We start from the raw sequence: 26,407 nt of genomic DNA, 5'->3' as shown, positions 1-26,407 counted from the left end.
GAAGGTGGAATATTTCCTTGGCATTGATGGCGGTGGAACTAAAACAATTGCAGCACTTGCCAATGAGAATGGGGAGGTTATTGCACAAGCAACAGCAGGGGCAACGAATCCGAATGCAGCTTCCGATCAAGTACTAAAGCAAACATTTAAAGAGCTTTTACTTTCGTTAAAAGGTCAGGCGGAAAAAGAGTACAATCATATTAATATTTTTGCTGGAATTGCTGGAGCTGGGAATGAAACAAATCGACGTCGCCTCAATGATATAATTGCTCGTTTAGTAACAAAAACTGAGAATATCCAAGTAGAACCAGATCCTGTTAATGCTCTTTATTCCGGTACATACGGCAAACCAGGTATTGTTCAAATATCAGGAACAGGGAGCATTACATATGGAATCAATTCCAAGCTGCAGCATAATCGTGTAGGTGGCTGGGGATATCTGCTAGGTGATGAAGGCAGTGGCTATGATATCGGCAGGCAGGGAATAATGGCAGCCTTGAAGTCTTTTGATGGGAAGGAAAATACTACAACTCTGCTACCGAATTTATTCACCTTTTTTAATGTGAATAATCCACAAGAATTGATGGGAAAAATCTATGCATCTCCAACACCTAAAAATGACATCGCAGCCTTTGCAAAAACAGTGCTTGATGCTTATAAACAAAAAGATTTAGTTGCTGATAAAATTGTAGTAAAGGTAGCGAAAGAGTTAGCTGCTAATATTGCAACACTGTACTCGAAACATTTTCAGGAAAACGAAAAAACAGAAGTTGTTTTAGGTGGTGGCGTATTTAGTGATAAAGATATACTTCCGATGCTTATAGCAACTAGTTTGCAAGAGCTGCAGTTAGATCTAGCCGTAGTTTTGCCAAAGATGCCCCCTGTTGGAGGATCGCTGATTGGTGCATATATAAGTCAAGGAAAGGAACCGTCTCAATCCGTTATTAACAACATAATTGATACGATTTAATTAAGGAAAGAGGTAGAAGAAATGTCGCATATTAAAGGTGGACTTGTGATTTTGAAAGAGATGGTAAATCGTTTGCCGCCATCCGAGAAAAAAATAGCAGAATATATTTTGCTAAACCCAGAAGAATCTATTCTTTTAACGGCGCTACTGCTAGGAGAAAAGAGCAATACTAGCAGTGCCGCGGTTATTCGCCTTTGTAAATCATTGGGGTTTAGTGGCCTGCAGGAATTAAAAATCCGTATTGCTGGTGATTTGCAGGTGGAATCTGTCAATGAATATCGGGATATTGAGCCAAATGATGGATTTAATAATATTATTCAAAAGGTAACATCGAATACAATTCAGACGTTAAAGGAAACTGCAGATATTATGAACATTAAAGCACTTGAAAAAGCAGTAAGTGCTCTATCAACTGCAAACTCAATTATTTTCTTTGGTGTCGGTGCATCTAATATTGCTGCCAAGGATGCCGAGCAGAAGTTTTCACGAATAAATAAAAATGCATTTTCGTTCTCCGATGTACATATGGCCGCGACATCTGTTGCAAACAAAGGAGAAGGTGATGTCGTTGTTGGCATATCTTTTTCTGGGAATACGGAAGAAGTGGCCAAATTAATAAAGCTTGCAAAATCGAAACAGACAACAACGATTAGTATTACGAAATATGGGAATACTGCTGTCTCAAACTATTCCGATATTCGTTTATATACTTCCGCCGCAAAGGAAGCAACGATTCGAAGCGGAGCAACATCATCACGCATTGCTCAGTTGCATATCATTGACATTCTATTTATGTCGCTCGCCTCTGTTGAATATGAAAAAACGGTCAAGCATCTAGATGAAACAAGAGCAGCAATCTCCCTTATTAAGGAAGATTTCTAATAGACTGGGACTGCGGTAATTTGTCTACTAAAAATGTTTCAATGATATAAACTGTGCCTAGAAAAGATTGTGATTTCTAATCTGGAAGGGGTACCAAGATCATTAGTAGGTTAGCCATTACTAACTACTGCACAATACCAACGGAAGAAATACACGAAGAATCCTCGAAAATAAAGTTCCATTTTCTTCGTGCGATGTAATGCTGACGAAGCTTTCCTTGTCCTGCGGGAAGAAGGCTCACCAGCTCCCCGCGGAAAGTGAAGTGTATTTCTGAAGCGACAGCCAAGGAAGCAAATATCATTCAAAGTTATTTCGCACTTAGTATAAATAGAACAAACATACTAAAGTCTTTTTTATTAAATATGCAAGTTGACCAACGAGATTATGAAATATGATTACAGAAAATATAATTTATATTGACAATAAAGTTCAGCAACATTATAATGAGGTAAAATTAAGAAAATTTACTTTTCAATTTGAGTAAAGAGGAGAATGACATGCAGATGGAATTATCCAGACTTACCACAGAGCAAAGAAACAAGAGGAGTATGAACCTAGATCAAATGTCTACAGCTGAGATGCTACATACAATCAATGAAGAAGATAAAATTGTGGCTTTTGCAGTAGAAAAGGTCTTGCCAAAGATTGAAATTGCGGTAGATCATATTGTTCCTTCACTTGCCAGTGGTGGCAGGCTATTCTATGTAGGGGCCGGAACTAGTGGTAGGCTAGGGGTAATTGATGCATCAGAATGTCCGCCCACTTTTATGACACCAAAAGAGATGGTGCAAACAGTAATGGCAGGAGGAATGGACGCATTTTTCAATGCGGCGGAAGGGTCTGAAGATAATGAAAAACAGGGTGGACTTGATTTACAGGCGAAGAAGCTTATAAAGAATGATGTCGTAATTGGAATTACAGCAAGTGGGCGCACACCATATCCGATAGGAGCACTTCATTATGCAAAAGCAATAGGAGCATACACGATTGCTTTATCTTGTAATCAAGATTCCTTGATTAGTAATGTTGCAGATTGTGCGATAGAAGTTATTGTGGGTCCTGAAGTTTTAACAGGCTCTACTCGAATGAAAGCCGCTACTGCACATAAAATGATATTAAACATGATAAGTACAACTACAATGGTGAAGTTAGGAAAAGTTCATGAGAATCTAATGGTGGATTTGCATGCAAATAACTTTAAACTGCGAGAAAGAGCAAAACGAACAGTAAGTGAAGTGACTAGATCCTCATACGATAAGATAGAAAATGCTCTGATTCAGACGAACTATAAAGTAAAGCCAGCAATTGTAATGCTTGAAGCAAATGTTACACTTCAAGAAGCAGAAGAGGCGATAGTTCAGTCGGATGGTTATGTAAGAAAGGCAATTGATTATCTATCATAGGATAGGAAGTTTAGAAATTCCATTAGTAGCCATATCGCTATTAATGTCTTTCACATAATTAGGATAAATAAAAGGGGATGAATAGGTTGAAACAATTACAAAAGGGACGAGGCTGGTTACTATTCGCTTTATTGTTAGCGCTTGCAGTATTTATTTCCGCATGTTCTTCAGATGATGGAGATTCGGAGCCTGTTTCCTCAAGTGATGGGGCAGAGGAACCAAGTGATTCAGCAAATGATGGATCTGAAGATGGAATATCAGGAGATTTAGAAATTCAGTATTTCGTAGGGGGATATGGTGATTCTTGGTGGAAAGAAGTTATTGCAGATTTTAAAGAAGCAAATCCAGATGTAAATATTATCGAGCATGCTGGTCCAAATATTAATGAAGAGATGCGATCACGTTGGGTATCAAATGATCCGCCAGATGTTGTGTACATTGATGGCGCTGGTTCAAGTGAAACGCAAATGGTAGAAGATGGCCAATTGATGAATCTAACTGAATGGGTAGAGGGGATTGAGCTTGAGGGTGGCGACAAACTGATTGATAGCTTTATTGTTGCACCTGCATCCTATGACGGTGATATTTATTCGCTTCCACTCGTTTTTGATACATGGGGAACATGGTATGACAGAGCATTATTTGATGAGAAAGGTTATGAGGTACCTACAGATTTCGATAGTTTCATGAATTCAATGAAAAAGATAAAAGAAGGGGAAGATATTGATCCGTTAGTAACAAGTGGACAGCATCCATACTATTTCATGCGTGGTATGCTTTATCCCGCATTTGCAGCTGCTGGTGGTGAGGAATTGCTTGCAGATCTTATCAGTGGTGCAGAGGGAGCTTGGAGTAGTGACATTACATTAGAAACGATGAAAAAGGTAGAGGAAATTCAAAAAGCTGGGTTCTTTGATTCAGGGCTAGGAGCATTAAATCACACGCAATCCCAGATGAATTTCTTATTGCATGACAATGCTTTTGTACCAGTAGGTTTCTGGCTGCCAAATGAAATGGCAAATGATATTCCAGAAGGCTTTGACTTTGGATTTATTCCATCACCAATGCAAGATGCGGGTGAACCGTATGCAATCGTTCCAGATTTGCGTCCATTAGCAATTGCAGAGAATGCGGAGAATCCGGAAGCGGCAAAAGCATTTGTTGAGTTTGTATTTACAAGAGAATACGCGATGTCATTCTCTGAGCATACGGGAGCGATTATGAATATTAACGGCGTTGATTTAACAGAAAATGAAAATGTTCCTAGTTATTTAACAGAGGCTAATGCGATGATTAATGACCCAGAACAAGTGCAAATCTATGAGAAGCCATATCCTATGAGTGCAGACTTAGAGACACCACTTGGAAATGCTTTAATGTCGCTGATGCTAGGGAATATGACAGCAGAACAATTTGTTGAAGAAGCTGAAAAAGCTGCAGCAGAATATCGTAGCGGTCTTTAGGTAAATGAAATTGGTGTGGAATGTGAGGATACTTCTTAGCATTCCATACCAATTATTTCATTTGCAGTTAAGAAAGTGCAACAAAGATTATCACCGGAAAGATTTGGCTAAGCATTTAGTTTTTTATCCTAATGGTCGTTTTTCTGATTATATTCCTTATCTGCCATAGAAAAGAGTGATGAAATGGTTCAATCCAAAAAGCAAAAATATTTATTTTTAGCATTTTGTTTAGTCCCTACTTTTATTTTATTTGCAATTTTTACGCTATACCCGCTGTTTAGTGGCCTATATTATTCCTTTTTTGATTGGTCGGGGTCATCGAGTAATAAAACGTTTATTGGATTTGGCAATTACATAAAGCTATTTCATGATGCAATTATCCCGAATACGATTATTCATGATTATTTTCTTGTTGTAACAAAAGTTATTGGAATTATGATTTTAGCGATGTTTTTTGCGGTTGCCTTGACCCAGCTAAAGTTAAAGGAAGCACCATTCTATCGAGTGATATTTTTCTTCCCGAATATCATGTCGGTAGTTGTTATAGGGATTCTGTGGACATTCATTTATAACCCGAGTATTGGCTTAGTTAATTCTGGTCTAGAGTTTATCGGATTAGAGTCGTTAGCAAAACCCTGGCTTGGGGATGAGACATGGGCACTTCCTAGTTTAGTATTACCATCTGTCTGGGCAGGGATTGGTTTATTTATGCTAATGCTAATCGGCGGTATTTCAAACATTGATAAAAGCTATTATGAAGCAGCTGAAATCGATGGGGCAACACAGTGGCAGCAATTTTGGAAGGTGACGGTTCCGCTGCTTTGGCCGCAAATAAAGATTGCGATACTTTATATTGTCATCACAACATTAAATGGCTCCTTCGTTATCGTTCAAGTTATGACTGGTGGGGGACCGAACAATGCAACACATGTGATGGGTTCCTACCTTTACCAACAAGCTTTCGTTCAGTTTAATTTCGGATATGGGGCAACAATTGGTGTGATGATTTTAGTGCTTTCCTTACTCACCGTGTTAATTTTGCAATTCTTTATGCGAAGGGAAAAAGTCGATTACTAATATCATACAAGAAAGCATAGAGGGGATGAATAATCGTGAAACGAAGTGTTGGACAAATTCTAGGGCGAGGCGGAATTCGAATACCATTAATTCTCTGGACAATAGCGGTACTGTATCCTATATTCTGGATGTTTCTTGGATCATTTAAATCAAATGCAGAAATATACCGAAATCCGTGGGGCTTCCCGGAAACAATAAATTGGCAAAATTATATTGATGCTTGGACAAACTTTAATATCGGTTCCAGTGTATTTAATAGTTTCATTGTTACGATAGTTGGCGCAGTACTAACATTAGTTCTAGCCATTCCAACGGCATATGCGATTGAGCGTATAAACTTTCGCGGCAGCAAGTATTTATTTACGTTATATGTATCAGCAATGATGATTCCGATGGTACTGGGTTGGATTCCTTTATTCTTCTTACTAAGTGATTTACATTTATTGGATAACATATATGGTTTAGCAATCGTATACGCAGTTAGTCAGTTACCCTTTACGATATTCGTGTTAACGAGCTTCATGAGTACGATTCCCAAATCATTAGAGGAAGCGGCAGCCATTGATGGGCTTTCTCCTTACGGTGTATTATGGAAGGTGATTACACCGCTAAGTATGTCAGGGATTATCACAGTAACCATTATGAATGCCATCCAGTTTTGGAATGAATATTTTATGGCATTAATCTTTTTACAAAGCAGCGAGAATTATACATTAGCACTCGCAATTGATTTCATTAGCAGTGAAGCACAATATACAAATGCTTGGGGCACTTTATTTGCAAGTCTTGTAATCGCAATTGTTCCTGTTATTATTCTGTATGCAATCTTCCAAAAGAGAATTGCAGAAGGGATGACAGAAGGAGCGATAAAGGGCTAGATCGGTTGAAAGAATCACTTTAACTTTAGGCATGGTCGAATTAGAACCGTAGCATCGTTAGATTAATTAATGTAGAACCCTGACCTTTTGGATTGTTATTCAAAGGGTCAGGGTTCATTTTTGTTGACTGTTTTTTAACGACTGGGCTACCGTTACTCTTCACAACAAAGAATCTGTTGCTTTTAATATATGGTGGATAATTAGGAATTTTTAACTAACATAAGGTGACGAGTACTCACAGGCCGCTCGCTCCGAAAATACACTACGCTTTCCGCGAGGGCTTAGGTGAGCCTTCTTGTGCTGATGCACTACAAAATCTCACCTAGGCCCTTAATCCCGCAGGACAAGGAAAGCTTCGTCAGGGTTACATCGCACGAAGAAAATGGAACTTTATTTTCGAGGAGTCTTCGTGTATTTTCTCCGCTGGATTTATACAAAACGATATTGGAGAGACAAACGCACTAATTATCTTTATTGCCCTAAGGTTCGCGACTTGTCTAGAGACAAAATCAACTTTGTGTCTAATTCGTACTTTATATCGATATAATAACCATTCGAAATGGCTTTCTTTCATTATTTATATAATAGATATTCTTTCCGAACCTTCTCAAAGTCCTTCAAGCCTTTTTTCCATTGTTTCTCCATCTCTTTAACAGAGGTTCCATCTTCAATTGCTTCGCGGATCCAGCCGTTTCCAATCAGGTTATCGAAAAAGGATACTCCTGCACTGTTTTCTGCACCGAATTTAAAGTCCCCTGGGTACATATCGTGTAACGTTTTTACAATATGGAGTCCCGTTTCCACAGGTTTATAAGCTTTCTTGTTTGTAACGTGTATTTGTACCCCGTGGCTTAATTTTCCGCTATGCTTGGAAATAGACGGTGTAAACGATGCTGCTCGGAATGTTACACCAGGTAACTCCAAAGTATTTAATGCAGATGCAAATTCCGTACTATTCACAAATGGCGCGCCAATAAATTCGAATGGCTTGGTTGTGCCACGACCTTCCGATAGGTTCGTCCCTTCAATTAATGCTGCACCTGGATAAACTAGAGCAGTATCAAGTGTAGGCATATTTGGTGATGGAAGGACAAATTCTAGACCCGTGTCCTCATAGTACATGTCACGCTCCCAGCCATTCATTTCAACGACGGTTAAATCTGCACCGATGTCAAATTTTTCATTAAATAACGTAGCTAATTCGCCAACCGTCATCCCATGTCGTAAGGGAATCGGGTAATTACCGACAAAAGATGCATAGGCTGGATCAAGGACTGGTCCTTCTACTTTATGTCCACCTAATGGATTTGGTCGATCAAGAACAATGAACTCGATATTATTTTCCTTTGCTGCTTCCATTGCATATGCCATCGTATAAATATAAGTGTAGAAGCGCGTACCAACGTCCTGAATATCAAAGAGGAGTACATCCACATTTTCGAGCATTTCTGGTGTTGGTTTACGGGTTTGTCCATATAAGCTGTAAACTGGTAGCCCTGTTGTTTCATCAGTATAAAATTCTACATATTGTCCGGCCTGGGCATCGCCACGGACACCATGTTCTGGTCCATATAATGCAGTTAATTCTACATCAGGGTCATTGAACAACAGGTCAACAATACTGTTTAATTCCTGATCTACGCCAGTAGGATTTGTTATTAGGCCAACACGTTTGCCTTCTATTAACTGTTTCTGCTCATCAAGTAATACCTCTACACCGAGCTGAAATTCCTTCTTCTTACCTTTTCCTTTACCGTTCGATTCCCCCTTATCTGCAAAAACCGCAGTAAGGGAGCCGAGAATGAATACGACTGTCAAAAGCAGGATATACGTTTTTTTCATCTGTCCTTCACTCCTTATTTAATTAATAGGAAAGTCCGGATCCGAATGGATACAAGACGTCGCCGTTCAAATCTGGAATTGTTACAGGCAACTGCCCAACTGGATTGTTATCACCAAATATTGTTGCTGCAGTAGCTTTAAAGCTTGCATCTCTAAATCCATATTGAGCTAAATAAGCATCGATTTTTGAGAATGCCATGATGTCATATGGATTTCGAATACCGACGCCAACTACGGGAGCATCGACCTGTTCAATTAATTGATTTACAAGTTGCATTTGTGGACTAGATGGTGCACGTCCACTTACATTAAAGGTGTAGGAACCAAAGATAACAGCACGAGCATCCTGCAATTCCGCTATTTGGTCATTCGTTAATGGACCTGTTGCACGAACAAGTTCTGTGTTGCTATGGTATTTTGTTATTGCCTCATGCAAATTATTGATATACGTATTGCCAATGACCACAATTTTATCTTCATCTGCTACTTGTAACGGAAGTACACTGTTGTTTTTTAGCAATGTGATCGATTGGTTTGCTGCTTCAGCTTCCACTTGTTTATGGGAATCTGAGCCAACAACAGCTTCTGCATTAGAGACTAATTGCTCTACTGGAACTGGATTTTCTGTTTTTATGACCCCACGATTGATTTTTAATGTTAATATCCGTCTAACAGATTCTTCAATCCGTTCTTCCGTAATTTCTCCTGTTTCGACCGCTTCGAGTAATCCATTAACTACTTCCTCAAGCCCAACTGGCATTAATATAATGTCAGTCCCAGCTTTAACAGTGCGGATTACGGCATCAACTGCTCCGAAATGTTCGGAAATAGCTGCCATGTTTAAGGCATCGGTGATGATGACGCCATCATAGCCCATTTCTTCTCTCATTAAACCAGTTAATACTTTAGGTGATAAGGTCGCAGGCAAGGAAATTTCTGTACCATCCTTTTTCGAAATCACTTTAGTATTATCAATTTTCGGGAAGGTAACATGTGCAGTCATGATTGCATCAATATTTGCATCCATTGCTTTTTGAAAAGGCAATAGTTCCACTTCCAAAAGTCGTTCCTTATCATGTGGTACTTCAGGCAATCCAAGATGTGAATCAACCGCTGTGTCTCCATGTCCCGGGAAATGTTTAGCTGTCGCTGCAACGCCATTGCTTTGAATTCCCTTAATATAAGAAATCCCTAGGTCAGCAACTAATTCTGGTGTTTCACCAAATGAACGGACACCTATAACTGGATTATCTGGATTGTTATTGACATCTAATACTGGAGCAAGGTTCATGTTAATGCCAAGTGCATTTAATTCTTTACTAATGACGCTGCCTACATTTTCGGCTGTTACGGTTGAACGTGTTGCGCCAAGAGCCATATTACCAGGCATATAAGTGCCTGACTGCAATCGTCCAACGATTCCGCCTTCTTGGTCGATTGTTAACAGCAGTCCATATTTTTCAGCAGCATCTTGATATGCTGCAACTAATTTGGTTGTTTGTTCGGTTGTTACTACATTCTCAGCAAATAAAATGACTCCGCCAAGGTGATAGTCTTTTACCATTTGTTCAATTTCTGGCAGCATCTCTGTTACATTTTTTCCATTCCAGTTTCTAAAATCCGGCATTAGCATTTGTCCGATTTTCTCATTCAATGTCATGCCTTTGATTGCATTATCAATTATGTTGTATCGCTTTCCTTCTTGTTTAATAATTAGCTGATCTGATTTTTTATGATGCACGGCAATTTCATCGGTAGATTTACCGTCTGTTACGGTAATCCATGAACGCCCATTCTGACCGGTAAACGTAACAATTCCATCCTGATTAACCGTTGCTACATTTTTATTTTTTGAACGCCATGTAAGGTTATCTGATACTTCTTTAAAATGACCGTCATTGTATAGATGTAAGGCATTTAAATCGATTTGATTATTCGTGATTTTTATTTCTGCCTCAGGAATATTTTGCAAAATAACTAGATTGTCGATTTCTTTGCTATTCTGCGCCTCTACATTCGAAGCGTTATAAGGGCTGATAAGTAATGCTACTGTCGCAAATAACATGAATGAAGCTTTGATCCAGCGTTTCATAATTAACCTCCTATTATCTAGTAATTCCTTTTCTTCCATCCTTCACTCACTAGATTTAATGGTAATGACTGATTAGAATGGTCAGTGAGTTTAAGATTTGTTACATACCAACCTCGTCCGTTTGTTGTAGCATCTGTTTGATATCGGAAGCGGATATGAGTCGTTCCAGCTGGGAGAACTACTGATTCTGATTGAAAGTCGACACTGCTTCCCGTAAATTTACTGTGTACTTGTTTCCAGCTTTCACCTCCGGTTGAGACCTCCACCATTCCAAAGTCCCAGTCTTTTTCTATTCTGTACCATGTATCAAATGAAAGTGTTGCTTCATCTTCTATTGAAACTTCAGCTGTGAGTACCCGATTTAATCGATCACCATATCCAGAAAACCATGCGTCCTTATTTTTAGTTGGCATTTTTACTGGAATCGCATCCGCAACTTGTCTAGCAATTTGCCGGCGTGCTGGATTTGTTGACACCGTCTCGCGTGATGGATGGACTCGATTCGTTAATAATATTGCGATTGTATCGTTGTTTAGATTAATGACTAATGAAGTCCCCGTATATCCAGTATGCCCTAGTGTAGATGCTTCGGATAAGGCATCCATATACCAGCCTTGCGCGAGCTCCCACCCTAATCCATGGTCATTCCCTGGAAATTCAGGAATCTGATTCTCTACTAGAAGTTTAATTGTTTCCGGTTTTAATATTCTTTTGCCACCATACTTCCCATCATTAATGAACATGTGGGCAAGCTTGCCTAAATCATTGGCAGTGGAAAATACTCCTGCATGGCCAGCAACACCGTCCAAGGACCATGCGCTTTCATCATGGACTTCACCCCATACAATGCCTCTATTTGTCCAAGGTTGATATTCTGTTGCGGCAATTCGATGCTTTAAAGATGCAGGTGGATTATACATCGTGTCAGTCATTTTTAAAGGTTTGGTAATTTTTTTATACACATATTCATCGAGTCGTTGTCCAGAAAGTCGTTCAATAATGGCACCTAATGTAATCATATTTAAATCACTGTATGTGTAAGTGGATCCTGGAGTATTTGCTAGTGGGTATTGAAAAACGTATTGCAGGCGCTCTTCTCTATTGTCACCAATGGTGTATAGTGGAATCCATGCGGTAAATCCAGATGTGTGGGTCATAAGCTGTCTAATTGTGACATTTTCTTTTCCATTTTCGGCAAACTCTGGAATGTAGTTTGCAACGGGATCATCAAGTTCAAAAAGTCCATCCTCATAAAGAATCATTGCAGCTGTTGTAGTGAAGATTTTACTGATGGATGCCAGATCGAAAATCGTATCTTTCTTCATTGTAATCGGCTGGTCTACTTCTTTACCCGTGTCGTCTTCATATAAAAGAGCATGTCCATATGATTCATGTTGTACAATATGGCCGCGCCTTGCTACGAATGTAACAGCTCCAGGCATCATTCCATCATCAATCAAATTTTCCATCTCGGTATCAATCTGACGTAACGGTCCTTCAACCATACCCGCTCCTTTTGCGGAACCAGGATGTAAAACAGGTGAAGTTGGACCAGGCTGATCCCAAGAAAATCGTGGGTGTGGCATATTCTTCGTTTCCTTTCTTGCCTGTTTTTCAATTGTTGGCTCATGATTATAGCCTTGACCAGCATGTACAGTGGCAAGGGACATCAATACAGTTAGGGAAATAATTAACACACTTATTTTTCGCATTGTATTCCTCCCATGTAAAAGATATGATTTCATAGAGAAGCGGTTTACTAACTCTATTATGAAAACGCATACATTAAGTAGAATATACTAGGTATAATGCGTGCTGTCTATGGAGCAAAAGAATCATTTAATATAAGAAAATTCTAAAAAATATGTCTTTTGGGGTGGGTAATATGCATCTAAAACTAGTAGAATAATATTCGCTAACGGTTTAATTATTTTATCTGAACGTTTAAATAAGACTTAAGTCTTAATGAAAGTTACATTTAAAGGTCATGATATTTAGTTTATTCTTAGCATATACTTGAATTATCAAAGTTAGAAAAAGAAATTCATATAAAAATAGGATAGGCTCATTTCTGAAGATTGCTGCTTTACTAGAAAACAAGCTAATGAGGTTCTTAAACTCATGCTTGTTAAGGGTTAGTTGATATAAACCTTGAATTAGTGACAATAATGTCTTGGAATATAGACAGTCGTTGTAATTTACACAAGAGTCTTGAGTGTGTTGCAACAATCAACGCTGATAGTTAGTGGTTTTGTTATTCTGTTGTTTCTAGATTCTACTCAATCTTCAGCGGAAGAAATACACGAAGACACTCCAGCTCCCCTAAGGTGCGCTCCGTGTATTTCTGGAGCGACGGCCAAGGAAGCGAATATCATCCTAAGTTAGATCGCGGTCTATATAAACAGTTACAATCAATTCGAAATGAGCTATACAAAAAAATTAGGAAAGGTAGATGGTTAAAATGAAGAAGAATACTATTATTGTTTTAATAATAGCTGTTGTTTTTGTTGCAGTCATAATGAATTTTTTACCATTTGGTCCAAAGGGTAAATCAGAACAGGAAGAAACAATTAACGAAGTATTTACCAAGGTCGATGTAGAGACAGAAAATGTAGAAATAGAGATTTTACCAACAAATAGTAGCGTTGCTGAAATTAGACTGGAGGGAAATAAAAATAATAAATATAAGCTTGTCACTAAAGTAGAGGGAAACACCCTTCATATAGAAGTAGAGGATAGACTGTTCCGCTGGTTTTCATTTGGATTCTTTAATTCGTCTCCTGCAGCTCTCAAAGTATTCCTTCCAGAGAGAGGGTACGATACGATTGAAGCTGTAACAGACAACGGAAAAATTAGCGCAAGTGAAATGGAAGCAAATGTAGTAAATATGGAAGCGGACAATGGTAAAATTTTACTTGATAATATAAAAAGTGCTTCATTCAATTTTGAAGTGGATAATGGTGAGGTTACATTAAACGATATCGAAGGAGAAATTAACGGTTCTTCAAATAATGGCCGCATATCTTTTATAACGGAAACATTGGATCGACCAATAACTTTAGAAACAGATAATGGTACCATTGATATTCAAACAGATGAGCGGCCAACAAATGCTACTTTTGATATTAATGTAGATAATGGAAAAGTCACTGTATTTGGGGAATCTAATTATGATACGATAATCGGTAATGGTGATAATCTAATCGAATTAACAGCGGATAATGGAAAGATAACGATAGAATAATCATTTTTTCATAGCTTAACCAGTCAATTGGCTGATTAAGCTTTTTTTATCTAGAGTAGAAGAGCACACAGATTCCAATTTTAATTCTCTGGACAAGAGGCACACTTTCAGTGGGTGCTTCCACATATGTTCTTGATAATACAAAAAGTACTGCTAAAGACCTAGAAATATTCTTTAATTGCTCTATAATAAAACAATAGAGCAATTACTAAGAGCAATTACTAAGGGGCGAATTCTATTATGGTATTTACATTTAAAAGGAAGAATCAAATAGAGAAAAATGAAAGTATTTTATTGCAAATGGCGAAGCAAGTAAATCCAATTGTACAGGTCGATCCTGATTCTGATTTAGACAAGCAATTAAAGATGTTAGATTTGACTGTAGAAGATTTCGCAATAGCACAGGCATTAAAAGGATATGTTGAAGAAGATATCGTTGACATTGTCGATGGGTTTTATCAAAATTTGGAATATAACGAGGATCTAATTGAGATAATTGAAACCTATAGTTCGTTTGAAAGATTAAAAAAAACGCTGAGAAAGCATGTTGCAGAAATATTTTCTGGTGAAATGAACCCAACTTTTATTGAAAGAAGAAAGATTATAGCTCACGTGCATGTTAAAATTGGCCTTACACAAAAGTGGTATATTGCTTCCTTTCAGAAAATCTTTGATGGACTGATTGATGTTGTCATCAAGAATTTTACCAATCAATCGGATTGTATCCTGGCAATAAAAGTTATTAATAAATTATTAAATTTGGAACAACAAGTGGTGTTAGAGGCTTATGATGATGAATTTAATCGCTTGAAGAACATTGAGACTGAACGAAAAGTTGGGCTTTTTCATTCTTTAGAACAAACATCGATCGGACTTGCTGCTTTATCGGAAGAAACAAATGCATCAATTGAAGAATTGACAGCACAAGTGAATGGCATGACGGCCAATTCAAAGGTTGGAACTGCTTTTGCAGAAGATGCAAGCGAGGCTGCAAAACAAGGGAAATCCCGTCTAGCCGATATGAATCAATCATTTGACAGGGTGCAAGAGAGTACAACGAAGGTAAACAGTGATATGAAGTCTTTAGAGGAAATGTCAACACAAATAAAAGATATTATAGAGATTGTGAAGTCTATTGCTGGGCAGACGAATCTATTGGCACTGAATGCATCGATTGAAGCAGCAAGAGCCGGAGAGCATGGGCTAGGCTTTGCAGTTGTTGCAGATGAAGTTAGAAAACTGGCTGAGCAAACAGCAAATTCCGTAACAAGTGTAACAACCTTAATTGAACAGACTAATGAGCAAATTTTCAATAGCTCTACATCTTTACAAGATGTACAAGCATATTTGTCGAAAGTGAATGAGCAAATGCATCTTACTGAAGAAGCATTCGTGAAAATTGACCAAACAATGAAGAAAACAAAACAAAGCAACCAAGATATTCAATCGGAATTAGAAGCATTTGATGGTGCAATTCTTGAGGTAGAGCAGTCAGCAGCAACCATCGCTGAAACTGCAGAAAAGTTGAATTCGATGATGGAAGAAGTATAGGGAAGGGGGCCTGTACCCCCCGAATTTAGTCGAATGAAATTGCTCGGGAATAAAATTCGATATATTGTTAAACTAGCATTATTATTATGAAGAGGAGGGATTCTATGGAAACTACGAATCAGATTCTACTAGCTATAAGAGAGCTAGGCGATAGTTTAAATCAGACCAATAAAGCCGTTGAAAATCTAAGCGTACAAATGCAAGAAATGAAAGTTGAATTGAGACAAGAGATGCAGGAAATGAAGAATGAATTAAGACAAGAAATGCAGGAAATAAAGGTCGAATTAAAGGAAGATATCAAAAAAATCGATACAAAGATTACGATTCTATCAAATTAATTGTTAGAGACGAAAGCTGATGTATTGCTCTTGAAAAAGAATGGCTAGAGTGTCCCATTTATTTAGGACCTGACCATCAAATCATTTGGATAATCTGAGAAATAATTTCGTATTACTATGTTTAACACCCCCCAGTTTAACTTCAAAATGCCACCCTAATCGTGTACAAACCGTGACTTAATTCGAGTAATCAAATAGAAAAGTGTACCGACCTCCCTAATAACAAACCGATATGCACAGATATTGCCCTTCCTAAATATGCAAACTAACAAATCTACCACATATGTGCATTTGATTTTACCTTTAAATTTTCGTGGAATAGTAATGCTGTTTCTACAATTCCTTCCAGTATCTGACCCCCTCATGTTTGCCGTAAATCCGCTTGCGATACATTAAGAAAAGCACGTCCATTTGATTGTTAAAAACAAGCGAGTTGTTATACCTCTGTTAGTAAATAATTATTTTTATCTAAGCATCCGATAAGAATCGTAGCAATGCAAAGAATCAGATGTTCGTGGTATAAAAATACCTATTTTTATATTGAAATATCATACTAATTACACTTGTGAATAGATGCACTAATTATTATGATGGTATGGATAGGAGGAATGTAGGTTGACCCAGAAGATGATCGACGATCTGTTGGAGGTAATTACCTTTTGGTTAGCTGATATAAAGGATATTCAAGCAAACAGTTATCATATTGATGCATTATTCACCGAGTTACAATCCCAAGCAGATGATATTCAAACAGGAATCACCGGGTTAGAGAGGGATGTTCAACAAATAGATGAGAGAATTGCCAGCATATTATCCTGTGTTCTTGAAAATAGCAAGAATAAGAATAAAAAAATAATACAAAAAGCGATTTAGTTAAAGTTTGCAGTAGCAGGCTTATTTTTTTTGCCTTCCCTCGCTGGGCAGCCTCGCCATAATGTAAGTAAAGTAATGAACCCCTATCATATATCCTCACACTCCAACAAAGATCGCTTTCCTCATTTTTCTTAAGTAAATACTTTTCAATCAGATAATTAAGTTACAATCGAATGTATTCGTATTCAATTAATTTAGCATAAATTGTTATTCAAAATCTCTTTATTATATGTGCAAATGAACCGATAGAATATATAGAACAACACTATGTTAATTTAAGTAGCTACATAAGTGAAATCCAGTGTAAACAAAGATTCTATCAATCTACGTTGCCACTTAACTTCAGGAGGAAAATGATGGATATATCAACATTGATTGGGTTATTTTTAGGCATTGTTGCTGTTGGAGTCGGAATGGTGCTAAAGGGTGTTAGTATCACGGCACTAATCAATCCAGCAGCATTATTAATTATTATTTTAGGAACAATTGCAGCCGTTGCTATTGCATTTCCTACGAGTATATTGAAAAAAGTACCTAGCTATTTCAAAATTTTATTTACAACACAAAAATTAACAGAACCGAAAGCGTTAATTCTTATGTTCACCGACTGGGCGGAACAAACGCGCAGAGAAGGTATCTTATCCTTAGAAATGCAATTGAATGAAGTAGAAGATCCATTTCTTCAAACTGGATTACAGTTAGCAATCGATGGACAAACACCTGAATTCATTCGAGAAGTAATGCTTGAGAAAATTGATGCTATGGAAGAAAGGCATGAGGTAGGGGCATCTGTTTTTACACAGGCAGGGACCTATGCGCCAACACTAGGAGTACTTGGTGCTGTAATTGGCCTGATTGCGGCATTAGGCGATATGTCAGATATGAATGCATTAGGAACGGCTATTTCTGCAGCGTTTGTTGCTACATTACTAGGAATTTTTACTGGGTATGTTCTCTGGCACCCATTTGCCAATAAACTTCGCGAAAAGTCAAAGCGCGAGGTTTTGCAAATGGAAATTATGGTAGAAGGAATTCTATCAATTACTACCGGTGATTCGGCAATGATGGTGCGTGAGAAACTCGGATCATTATTGTCAACTAAAGAACAGGCGGAAATGAAACAGAGGGATAGCGATGCGTAGGAATAAAAAGAAAAAAGGAAGCCATGTTGATGAATCATGGTTACTTCCATATTCTGATTTACTTACATTGCTCGTTGCCTTATTCATTGTCCTATTTGCGATGAGTGATGTGGACGCAACTAAATATAGAGAGCTTGCGGGGATATTTCGTAATGAATTCTCCGCTGGCGGTGGAAATGGGATTCTTGAGCAAAATATCGATCCAATCTCACCAATTCCTCCTGAACAACAAGAAGAGGAGGAAAAAGAAGATGAGAAGGAATCAGAAATAGAAGAAATGCTGGAGTCAAAAACAGAAGAAGAACGAAAGAGTGAAGTAGAGCTTCAACAATTGAAGGGACTCCAAGAAGAAGTGAATCGTTATATAACGACGAATAGTCTGACCGATAATTTAAGTACGAAATTAACTGATGAAGGTCTCCTTGTCACAATTGTCAATGAAGTGTTCTTTGATCCGGGAAGTGCAGAAGTCAAGGATTATGGAGCAGTGATAGCCAGAGAAATATCTAAAGTACTTGTAACGAAGCCACCTCATCAGATTGTAATTAGTGGACACGCGGATGATGTACCGATGAATAATGCAGAATTTGGCTCGAACTGGGAATTAAGTGTTGCCCGGTCTCTTAACTTCATGCGTTTAGTACTGGAAAATGAGAACCTAGATCCAACACTTTTCAGTGCAAAAGGATTTGGGGAATATAAGCCAATTGTGCCAAATACGAGTGCAGAAAATCGCGCGAAGAATCGCCGAGTTGAAGTACTCATCCTGCCAAATTATGAAATAAATACGGGAGAATAATCGATCCCTAATATGAGGAAGTAATATAAATTACAACATAGAAAACAAAGCAAAATGAAGGAGTCAAGGCTAGATGAAAAAGCGGTTTAAAGTAAAAAATATTAGAACAAGAATGACATTAGGATTTTCAGTAATTATTGGGTTATTTATCTTATTTTCCATTTATAATTTTTTCTCCATATATAAAACGAATGAAGCAATGAGAGATATTATGGACCATCAGCTACAGTTATTAATCCTTGATGAGGAGATAACAACAAATATGGCACAAAGAGAAGGATATCTACGTGCCTACTTATTATATGGTGATACTGGAATGAAAAATAAGTTTACTGATTCACTCGAAGAAACAATTGCATTAGAAAATAAACTTCTTGAAATAAATAAAGAAGAAGCAAAAGAAATTATTGATAAAAAAATTGCATGGGGAACGCTTACAGATCAAGTGTTCGAAGCATATGATAGTGGAAACGAGCAAGAAGCACATCAAATTATGAGCACAGAGGTATTGCCGCTTTCAGAAGAAATTATGGAAGAATTTCAAGAAGCTTCAGATAAACGAGAAGAAATTATTCAAGCAGAAGGTCAGAAAATCATTGATAATGGAAATACAACGTTCTATATTAGTTTAATTGTTGTCGGACTTATTTTAATATTTGGCATTGCAAGTGCAGTACTTACTTCACGCAGTATTACGAAGCCAATCAAATCACTAATGAACCGGATGAACTTAGTTGCAAAAGGAGATTTAAGCGGAGACCTACTGAAGATTGAATCAGCAGATGAAGTCGCACAGCTTACGACTGCAACAAATGAGATGGTATTGCAAAACCGAAATTTATTAACGAAAATTAGTAACGTATCAGAAACTGTTTCAAGTGAAGGTGAAGAATTAACAAGCGCTGCTCATGAAGTCAAAATGGGCTCAGACCAAATCGCAATTACGATGCAGGAGTTGGCAACAGGTTCAGAAACACAGGCAAATAGTGCAAGTGACCTTGCAGCTATTATGGTAAACTTTACTGAGAAAGTTGCTGAAGCGAATGAAAAAGGACAGACGATTCAAGAGTATTCCAATAAAGTGCTTGAAATGACAAATGAAGGCAGAAACTTAATGGAAGGCTCACAAAGACAAATGGGAAGTATCGATTTCCTTGTGAAAGATGCTGTGCAAAATGTCCAAGGATTAGATGAGCAGTCCCAAGAAATTTCGAAATTAGTTTCTGTCATTCAGGAAATTGCTGATCAAACAAATCTATTAGCATTAAATGCGGCAATTGAAGCAGCGAGAGCCGGCGAGCATGGTAAAGGTTTTGCGGTTGTAGCAGATGAAGTGCGTAAATTGGCTGAACAAGTTTCGGTTTCTGTAACAGATATTACTGGTATTGTCACAGCAATCCAAAACGAAGCAAGTAAAATCGCTGAATCATTACGTGGTGGATATGAAGAAGTTGAGCAAGGAACGAAGCAAATACAAACAACAGGAACAACGTTAAATGAAATCGGCGAGTCAGTAACAAAAATGGTACAAGATATTACTGCCGTATCGGGTAATTTAACAGAAATAGTAGAGAATACCCAGGAAATGAATAGCGCTATTGAAGAAATTGCTTCTGTTTCTGAGGAAGCTGCTGCTGGAGTTGAAGAAATTGCGGCATCCACAGAACAAACAAGTAGTTCAATGGATGAAGTTGCAGCAACATCCGTACAACTTGCAAAGGCAGCAGAAGAATTGGATGGATTGGTAAAACAATTTAAGTTATAGTCATTTAACGTATGATTGAAGATTTAGAAGGATTAAGTTTGTGGCAAAATGCCACAAACTTAATCTGCCTTTAACACTATTTTTATGTTAAATCGTCTATTTTTAAAAAACTAACATTGAAGGAGATTTCGCAAATGACGATATCAGTAAAAGAACGTAATCGAAATGTAACGAGTTTATTAAACGGAATGCAGCATTCTTTACAATCTATTATTCCATTAAATCATCAGCTATCTAAACCAAGCTTACTGGAACATACCCTGCAGCTTACATTAGGTGTGCTTATTGGTATAACAGGAGATATAAGAGGTAAATTGATTTTCTCTGGAAATCAAGCTGTATTTGGTTCCATTGCCGAATCAATGTATGGCATGGCAATTGACGGTGAAATGTTAACGTCATTTAGTGGTGAGCTTGGAAATATGATTGCAGGAAATTTAGCTACAAATATCGTACAATATGATCTTAGAGTTGATATTACTGCTCCAACGATAATAGAAGGTAATACAATCCTTTCTGGCTATGATAAAGCGATACAACTATCTGCACATTTTGGACACTCAGAGGATTTAGAGATCTATTTGATTATAGATTAAAGTGAGTAGAATCTTCGAATAATAGCAAATTTGCAAATAGCATTTAAAATTAATATTCTGTATTTTAACAAAATCCTTTATTTGAAGGGGTTTTTACCGATAATAGAAATAGGTAATTATTACTAGTGACATAAACAATTGAGAAATGTTTGGTCTTATTAGTTTGAATGGGAAAAAATTTATTTGTTAGAATAGTAGAATACATAGATAGATAAAGCTGAGCGGATTAACCATAGGAGAAAGGAAGTACTGCATGGAAACGGATCAATATTTAGAAGTGTTTTTAGACGAAAGTCGTGAACATTTACAAGCTGTAAATGATAATATTTTAAAATTAGAAAAGAAACCAGATGACCTTGATATTGTGAACGAAATCTTTCGCTCTGCACATACCCTTAAAGGGATGTCGGCAACAATGGGGTATGAGGATATTGCTTCATTGACACATAAAATGGAGAATGTCTTGGATCAAATCCGGAACAATAAATTGACAGTTACGACAGAAGTAATTGATATTATATTTCTAGCAATTGAGTATTTGGAGGATATGGTAGATTCAATTAGTGCAGGAAAAGATGGAAAGAGGGATGTTTCCGAGCTTGTATATCGATTAGAATTAGTTGAAAAGGGAGAAACCGCTAGTGATTCAGATACAAGATCCGAAGTTGCGAGCACAATCGAGCCTAAGGAAACATTGCAATTGGAGCTAGATGAGTTTCAAATGACGATTATCGAACAAGCTAAAGAGCAAAATGTGTTTGGTTATCAGCTAACTGTAAGTTTATCGGAAGATAGTATTTTAAAAGGAGCTCGCGCCTTCATGGTATTTGAGGCATTAGAGAAGATTGGTGAGGTCATCAAGACTTCCCCTGCTGTAGAAGAAATCGAAGAAGGGGATTTTGACAAAGAATTCACACTTATTTTCTTATCAAAACAAACAGCAGATGCCATTAAGGCACCACTTTATAAAATTTCCGAGGTTGAGCATGTAGCCATAAGCACGCTGATTTTTGAGCTGAAAGAACAAGTACAAGAAGTTGCAGAAACAACGCAGGAATCGAGCGTGGAAGTGGAAAATACCCCTGCAGAGAGTAAAAATAATCATGCATCCAAAACTATTCGCGTAAATCTGGAGAGGATTGATGACCTCTTAAACTTGTTTGAAGAAGTAGTTATTGATCGCAGCAGATTAGAAGTGATATCTGAAGGAATCGATAACCCAGATTTACTAGAAACTGTGGAACATATGGGGCGTGTATCATCTGATATGCAAAGTCTGATTCTGGCAATGCGTATGGTACAAATCGAGCAAGTATTCAATCGCTTCCCCCGAATGATCAGAGGATTAGCAAGAGATTTGAATAAAAAAATAAACTTAGAGATTATTGGTGCCGAAACGGAGCTTGATCGAACAGTAATTGATGAGATTGGTGACCCATTAGTACATTTAATTCGAAATTCAGTTGATCATGGTATTGAGATGCCAGAAGTAAGAAAGCAAGCAGGGAAGCCTGAAGAAGGAAAAATCATTTTAAGGGCATTCCATAGCGGAAATCACGTCTTTATTGAAATTGAAGATGATGGTGCAGGAATTAATCGTAATAAAGTAGAAGCAAAGGCTATTGAAAAGGGAATCATCACTGCTGAGCATGCAGAGACATTATCCGATGACGAGGTTGCACAGCTTATTTTATCTTCTGGATTTAGTACGGCTGATCATATTTCTAATATATCTGGTCGCGGTGTTGGGCTTGATGTTGTAAAAAGTAAAATTGAATCACTTAGTGGCCGAATCAGCATTGAGACAGAAGAAGGAAAAGGCAGTATCTTTTCGATTCAATTACCACTTACTCTTTCTATTATTTCAACTTTACTTGTGAGGGTACAACAAGAAACTTATGCGATCCCGCTTTCATCAATTATTGAGACTGTTTTACTGGAAGAATCAGAGATTATGACGGCTCATGGTCAGAAGGTGATGGATTTCAGGGGGCATGTTATTCCACTTGTGGCGCTGGCGGAAGTTTTCCAGGTTCCAACAATGGAAAAGGAAAAATCAAAACATGAAGCAATCGTTATTGTCAAAAAAGGCGATAAATTAACGGGGCTAATTGTTGATAGCTTCCTCGGTCAAAAAGAAGTCGTATTGAAATCACTAGGTTATTATTTAGGTGATGTCTTTGCAATATCGGGTGCAACTATTTTAGGTGATGGTGAGGTTGCATTAATTATTGATCCGAATGCATTGATTAAATAATAGAACGGAGGCTTCTGAGATGGCAGAAGTAAACAAATATATTTTATTTAAACTAAAAAATCAGACGTTTGGCGTGGAGGTATCGCAAGTAATTTCCATTGAAAGATTGCAGGAAATTACAGGTGTACCACGGACTTCTGAATTTATTAAAGGTGTTACCTATATTCGCGAACAAACAACACCCATCATTGATTTAAGAGAAAGACTATTGATGGACGAAGCAAAACCAACCGATGATACTCGTATTTTAGTAGTGAGTATTAATTCAATGCAGCTTGGATTAATTGTTGATGCAGCAACTGAAGTGAAGGATATCGATCAATCAGTAATTGATCCTGCACCAGAAATCATTGGCGGAGTGAAAGAAACCTTTATTAGAGGAGTAGCTAGATTAGAAAATGGCTTATTGATTCTATTAGAATTAGAGAGCATCATCGATCCTTATGAAACGAATGAATTACTAGAAGTAGTTTCTGAATAAAAGATTCCTGCCAGTAACTTAATGGGATATGGAGAGAAAATCACATGTTTACGGATATGTGGTTTTTTCTATTGGGCTGCTAATATAAAGTGGAACTAAGTGCGATGTTGATTTCCTCTTGAATAGCTCCTTTTATAGTTTGTATTCTTGTAAGAAAAAAGCTTTGAAAGGATTAATTCTTTTAGATAATATTGCTCCACTTTAAAAGATTATTCTGCCTTTCTCTCCAATAATCAGCTATGTGTGAGGAAATTGCTATCTCATTTTATAGAAAGATAGATTTTTTCTCACACTACTCCAGCGGAGAAAATACACGAAGACTCCTGAGAGAGGAAGGCTCACCAGCCCCCCACGGAAAGCGTAGTGTATTTTCGGAGCGACTAGCCCGTGAGCAATTTCTATCTCCAGTTAGTTCGCACTTTATATCAATAGCAGAAAACTTTACGAGACGAGCTTTCTCGTAAACAACATAATCGCGTTTGTTCAATCGCTTTAATATATAATGTTCAGGGAAATAATATTGGATGTAACATTATTGATTCCCGGTCCAAATTCATTTAGAATAGCTAAGTATGACGTTAAGAGACCGTGTCTTTTCTAATCGGAATAATTAGTAGAACTTAAGGTAAAAGAGAGTTGATGTAAATGCCAAAGCAGATTTGGCTATTAGTAATAGCAACGACGATAAATGTAACTGGTGGCTCTTTTCTATGGCCATTAAATACAATCTATATGCATAATGAGCTTGGTAAAAGTTTGGCTTTTGCTGGGTTCATTTTAATGTTTAATACGGCAGCAAACATTGCTGGAAATTTACTCGGTGGCGCATTATTTGATCGGTATAGTGCGTATAAAACTGTACTTTATGGAACCTTATTAGCAACGCTCGCAACGATTGGTATTTCACTTTTTCATAGTGTTGTTCCATACACTATATTTCTAATTTTAATAGGATTTGGAAACGGGATTACTTGGCCGGTGATTATGGCTATGGCTGGTTCAGTTTGGCCAGAAGGTGGTCGCCGGGCCTTTAATGCAATATATGTTGCGCAAAATTTAGGGGTTGCTCTTGGTGCGACATTAGGAGGATATGTAGCTAGTATCTCCTTCGATTATATTTTCTGGGCAAATGCAATATTGTTTATCGTCTTCTTCTTTATTGTATTATTTACATTTAAAGAAATGGATCAATCACAAAATCCACAAATGCATACATCGGTTATTGAACAAAGCAGGAAAATTAAAGATAAGAGTGCATTTTATTCCTTGTTAATATTATGCAGCGGTTTTCTAATTACTTGGATAGCTTACAGCCAGTGGCAGTCCACGATTGCTTCCCATACACAGGACATTGGCATCCCACTCGAACAATATAGCTCCCTTTGGGCAATAAATGGTTTCCTTATCGTTTTTTCTCAACCTTTGGTAAAATGGGTAACAGAGAAGATAACTTCTCCAAGGGTTCACATTTATATCGGGCTAGTAATCATGATAGGCTCCTATTTAATCGCTATGTTTGCTGCTGATTTCACGATGTTTGCAATTGCGATGATAATATTAACAATGGGGGAAGTACTGATGTGGCCAGCATTTCCAACACTGGCAAATGATCTGGCACCAAAGGGAAGAAAAGGATTCTACCAGGGCCTTGTGAACAGTATTGGTGCAGCAGGGAGGATGATTGGTCCTGTCGTCGGTGGATTTATTGTCGATCTTTATAATATTGAACTCTTATTTTATATTTTAATCGTAATTTTATTTATTCCATTTATGACGACGAAGCTTTATGATCGAACATCAAGCGTTGCAGATAAGAAAGCATAAAACTTTTTTGACTTGCATAACTGCATCGAAGGATGTCGCCTAAAGGATTGGCTAAATCTTAGTTTTCTAAAAAATAATCAAGATAAGGGGTTTTATCATGGCAGATATCAAATTGATTGCATTGGATATGGATGGAACATTATTAAACACGAATCATGAGGTGTCAACTCGAACGGAAGAGGCGATTAGAAATGCTCTCGCAAAAGATATACATGTAGTCTTAAGTACGGGACGTGGGTTTAGAGCTTGCTATCCATATGCAGAACAATTGAAATTAACATCCTATCTCATTACTGCAAATGGTGGGGAAATTTGGACGGTAAATAAAGAATTGCTAGATCAACATTTACATGATACAGCAACGATTGAAAAGCTCTATCATTTAGGCTTAGAAGTAGGTGTAAACATGTGGGTGATCTCTACTGAAGGGGTATTCCGCAACGAAGCTCCAGAGAATTTCTACGATTACAAGTGGCTTAAGTTCGGATGTGAGTCAACTGATCAAGAAAAGCTTGATAAAATGATTAAAGAAATTTCGCATTATGAAGGGTTAGAACTAACAAATTCATTGCCAACAAACGTAGAAGTAAACCCACCTGGAGTAAGTAAAGCGATGGCATTGCATTTTCTATGTGAAAAGATTGGCATTAAGATGGATAATGTCATGGCAGTTGGGGATAGCTTGAACGATATTAAAATGATTCAAGAGGCAGGAATAGGCGTCGCAATGGGCAATGCACAGGAAGCTATTAAAAAGGTAGCAAACTTTGTCACGGATTCAAATAACGATGATGGTGTTGCTAAAGCAATAGAGAAATTTGTACTATAATTTAGAGCTCCACCTACGTTAGGTGGAGCTGTTGTTTTCTATACTAACATAGTGGACCAATAATATATAACTGAGCACTCAACCAAAACGGTGAGTGCTCA

Annotated in this window: 21 protein-coding genes; 18 read left to right on the top strand and 3 right to left on the bottom strand. The window is 37.6% G+C overall.

Annotated features, from left to right (window positions below; all coding sequences use genetic code 11):
- The first annotated feature begins 4 nt into the window (after window positions 1-4).
- From CUC15_RS14525 to CUC15_RS14500, 6 genes are all read left to right on the top strand, one after another.
- On the top strand, window positions 5-970 hold the full coding sequence (locus CUC15_RS14525; RefSeq protein WP_114917349.1) for an N-acetylglucosamine kinase: 966 nt from the start codon (window positions 5-7) through the stop codon (window positions 968-970).
- 21 nt (window positions 971-991) lie between these two features.
- Window positions 992-1,852: a MurR/RpiR family transcriptional regulator gene (locus tag CUC15_RS14520; protein WP_114917348.1), complete on the top strand. Its 861-nt coding sequence runs from the start codon at window positions 992-994 to the stop codon at window positions 1,850-1,852.
- A gap of 497 nt (window positions 1,853-2,349) precedes the next feature.
- Window positions 2,350-3,255 (top strand): N-acetylmuramic acid 6-phosphate etherase, encoded by a 906-nt coding sequence (gene murQ / locus CUC15_RS14515; protein ID WP_278309176.1) that lies wholly within the window; start codon window positions 2,350-2,352, stop codon window positions 3,253-3,255.
- An 86-nt stretch (window positions 3,256-3,341) separates the two neighbouring features.
- Complete coding sequence (locus tag CUC15_RS14510) at window positions 3,342-4,718, top strand: ABC transporter substrate-binding protein (RefSeq protein ID WP_423241343.1); 1,377 nt, start codon at window positions 3,342-3,344, stop codon at window positions 4,716-4,718.
- Window positions 4,719-4,901: 183 nt separating this feature from the next.
- Window positions 4,902-5,795, top strand: a complete 894-nt coding sequence (locus CUC15_RS14505) for a carbohydrate ABC transporter permease (protein WP_114917346.1) — start codon at window positions 4,902-4,904, stop codon at window positions 5,793-5,795.
- Between the two features lie 35 nt (window positions 5,796-5,830).
- Window positions 5,831-6,673 (top strand): carbohydrate ABC transporter permease, encoded by an 843-nt coding sequence (locus tag CUC15_RS14500; RefSeq protein WP_114917345.1) that lies wholly within the window; start codon window positions 5,831-5,833, stop codon window positions 6,671-6,673.
- A gap of 573 nt (window positions 6,674-7,246) precedes the next feature.
- Here the strand turns inward: CUC15_RS14500 and CUC15_RS14495 are convergent.
- Genes CUC15_RS14495 through CUC15_RS14485 form a run of 3 tightly spaced genes read right to left on the bottom strand, consistent with a single transcriptional unit; the run spans window position 7,247 to window position 12,319 of the window.
- The gene (locus CUC15_RS14495) at window positions 7,247-8,515 is read right to left on the bottom strand and encodes an exo-beta-N-acetylmuramidase NamZ family protein (protein WP_114917344.1); all 1,269 of its coding nucleotides are present in this window, start codon (window positions 8,513-8,515) and stop codon (window positions 7,247-7,249) included.
- Window positions 8,516-8,537: 22 nt separating this feature from the next.
- A complete protein-coding gene (locus tag CUC15_RS14490) occupies window positions 8,538-10,607 on the bottom strand; it encodes a glycoside hydrolase family 3 protein (RefSeq protein ID WP_114917343.1) in 2,070 nt (689 codons plus the stop codon).
- A 17-nt stretch (window positions 10,608-10,624) separates the two neighbouring features.
- A complete protein-coding gene (locus CUC15_RS14485) occupies window positions 10,625-12,319 on the bottom strand; it encodes a serine hydrolase domain-containing protein (protein WP_114917342.1) in 1,695 nt (564 codons plus the stop codon).
- 749 nt (window positions 12,320-13,068) lie between these two features.
- Here CUC15_RS14485 and CUC15_RS14480 point away from each other — a divergent pair.
- From CUC15_RS14480 to CUC15_RS14425, 12 genes are all read left to right on the top strand, one after another.
- Window positions 13,069-13,851: a DUF4097 family beta strand repeat-containing protein gene (locus tag CUC15_RS14480; RefSeq protein ID WP_162800328.1), complete on the top strand. Its 783-nt coding sequence runs from the start codon at window positions 13,069-13,071 to the stop codon at window positions 13,849-13,851.
- Window positions 13,852-14,091: 240 nt separating this feature from the next.
- Window positions 14,092-15,402: a globin-coupled sensor protein gene (locus tag CUC15_RS14475; RefSeq protein WP_114917340.1), complete on the top strand. Its 1,311-nt coding sequence runs from the start codon at window positions 14,092-14,094 to the stop codon at window positions 15,400-15,402.
- Window positions 15,403-15,506: 104 nt separating this feature from the next.
- Window positions 15,507-15,740, top strand: a complete 234-nt coding sequence (locus CUC15_RS14470; protein ID WP_114917339.1) for a hypothetical protein — start codon at window positions 15,507-15,509, stop codon at window positions 15,738-15,740.
- A gap of 615 nt (window positions 15,741-16,355) precedes the next feature.
- Window positions 16,356-16,613: a hypothetical protein gene (locus CUC15_RS14465; protein ID WP_114917338.1), complete on the top strand. Its 258-nt coding sequence runs from the start codon at window positions 16,356-16,358 to the stop codon at window positions 16,611-16,613.
- A 356-nt stretch (window positions 16,614-16,969) separates the two neighbouring features.
- Complete coding sequence (motA, locus tag CUC15_RS14460; RefSeq protein ID WP_114917337.1) at window positions 16,970-17,755, top strand: flagellar motor stator protein MotA; 786 nt, start codon at window positions 16,970-16,972, stop codon at window positions 17,753-17,755.
- The gene (gene motB / locus CUC15_RS14455; RefSeq protein ID WP_114917336.1) at window positions 17,748-18,554 is read left to right on the top strand and encodes a flagellar motor protein MotB; all 807 of its coding nucleotides are present in this window, start codon (window positions 17,748-17,750) and stop codon (window positions 18,552-18,554) included. The genes motA and motB overlap by 8 nt, the downstream gene beginning before the upstream one ends.
- A 73-nt stretch (window positions 18,555-18,627) precedes the next feature.
- Window positions 18,628-20,319: a methyl-accepting chemotaxis protein gene (locus CUC15_RS14450; protein WP_114917335.1), complete on the top strand. Its 1,692-nt coding sequence runs from the start codon at window positions 18,628-18,630 to the stop codon at window positions 20,317-20,319.
- 134 nt (window positions 20,320-20,453) lie between these two features.
- On the top strand, window positions 20,454-20,915 hold the full coding sequence (locus CUC15_RS14445) for a chemotaxis protein CheX (RefSeq protein WP_114917334.1): 462 nt from the start codon (window positions 20,454-20,456) through the stop codon (window positions 20,913-20,915).
- A 253-nt stretch (window positions 20,916-21,168) separates the two neighbouring features.
- A complete protein-coding gene (locus tag CUC15_RS14440) occupies window positions 21,169-23,172 on the top strand; it encodes a chemotaxis protein CheA (protein WP_114917333.1) in 2,004 nt (667 codons plus the stop codon).
- Between the two features lie 19 nt (window positions 23,173-23,191).
- A complete protein-coding gene (locus CUC15_RS14435; protein WP_114917332.1) occupies window positions 23,192-23,653 on the top strand; it encodes a chemotaxis protein CheW in 462 nt (153 codons plus the stop codon).
- Between the two features lie 645 nt (window positions 23,654-24,298).
- Window positions 24,299-25,477 carry an MDR family MFS transporter gene (locus CUC15_RS14430; protein ID WP_114917331.1) on the top strand — a complete coding sequence of 393 codons (1,179 nt, stop codon included), beginning with the start codon at window positions 24,299-24,301 and terminating at the stop codon, window positions 25,475-25,477.
- A 97-nt stretch (window positions 25,478-25,574) separates the two neighbouring features.
- Window positions 25,575-26,306, top strand: a complete 732-nt coding sequence (locus tag CUC15_RS14425; RefSeq protein ID WP_114917330.1) for a Cof-type HAD-IIB family hydrolase — start codon at window positions 25,575-25,577, stop codon at window positions 26,304-26,306.
- Window positions 26,307-26,407: the final 101 nt, after the last annotated feature.

Source organism: Oceanobacillus zhaokaii (assembly GCF_003352005.1).
Taxonomy (GTDB): Bacteria; Bacillota; Bacilli; order Bacillales; family Amphibacillaceae; genus Oceanobacillus; species Oceanobacillus zhaokaii.
This window is presented reverse-complemented; position numbering and strand designations above follow the sequence as displayed.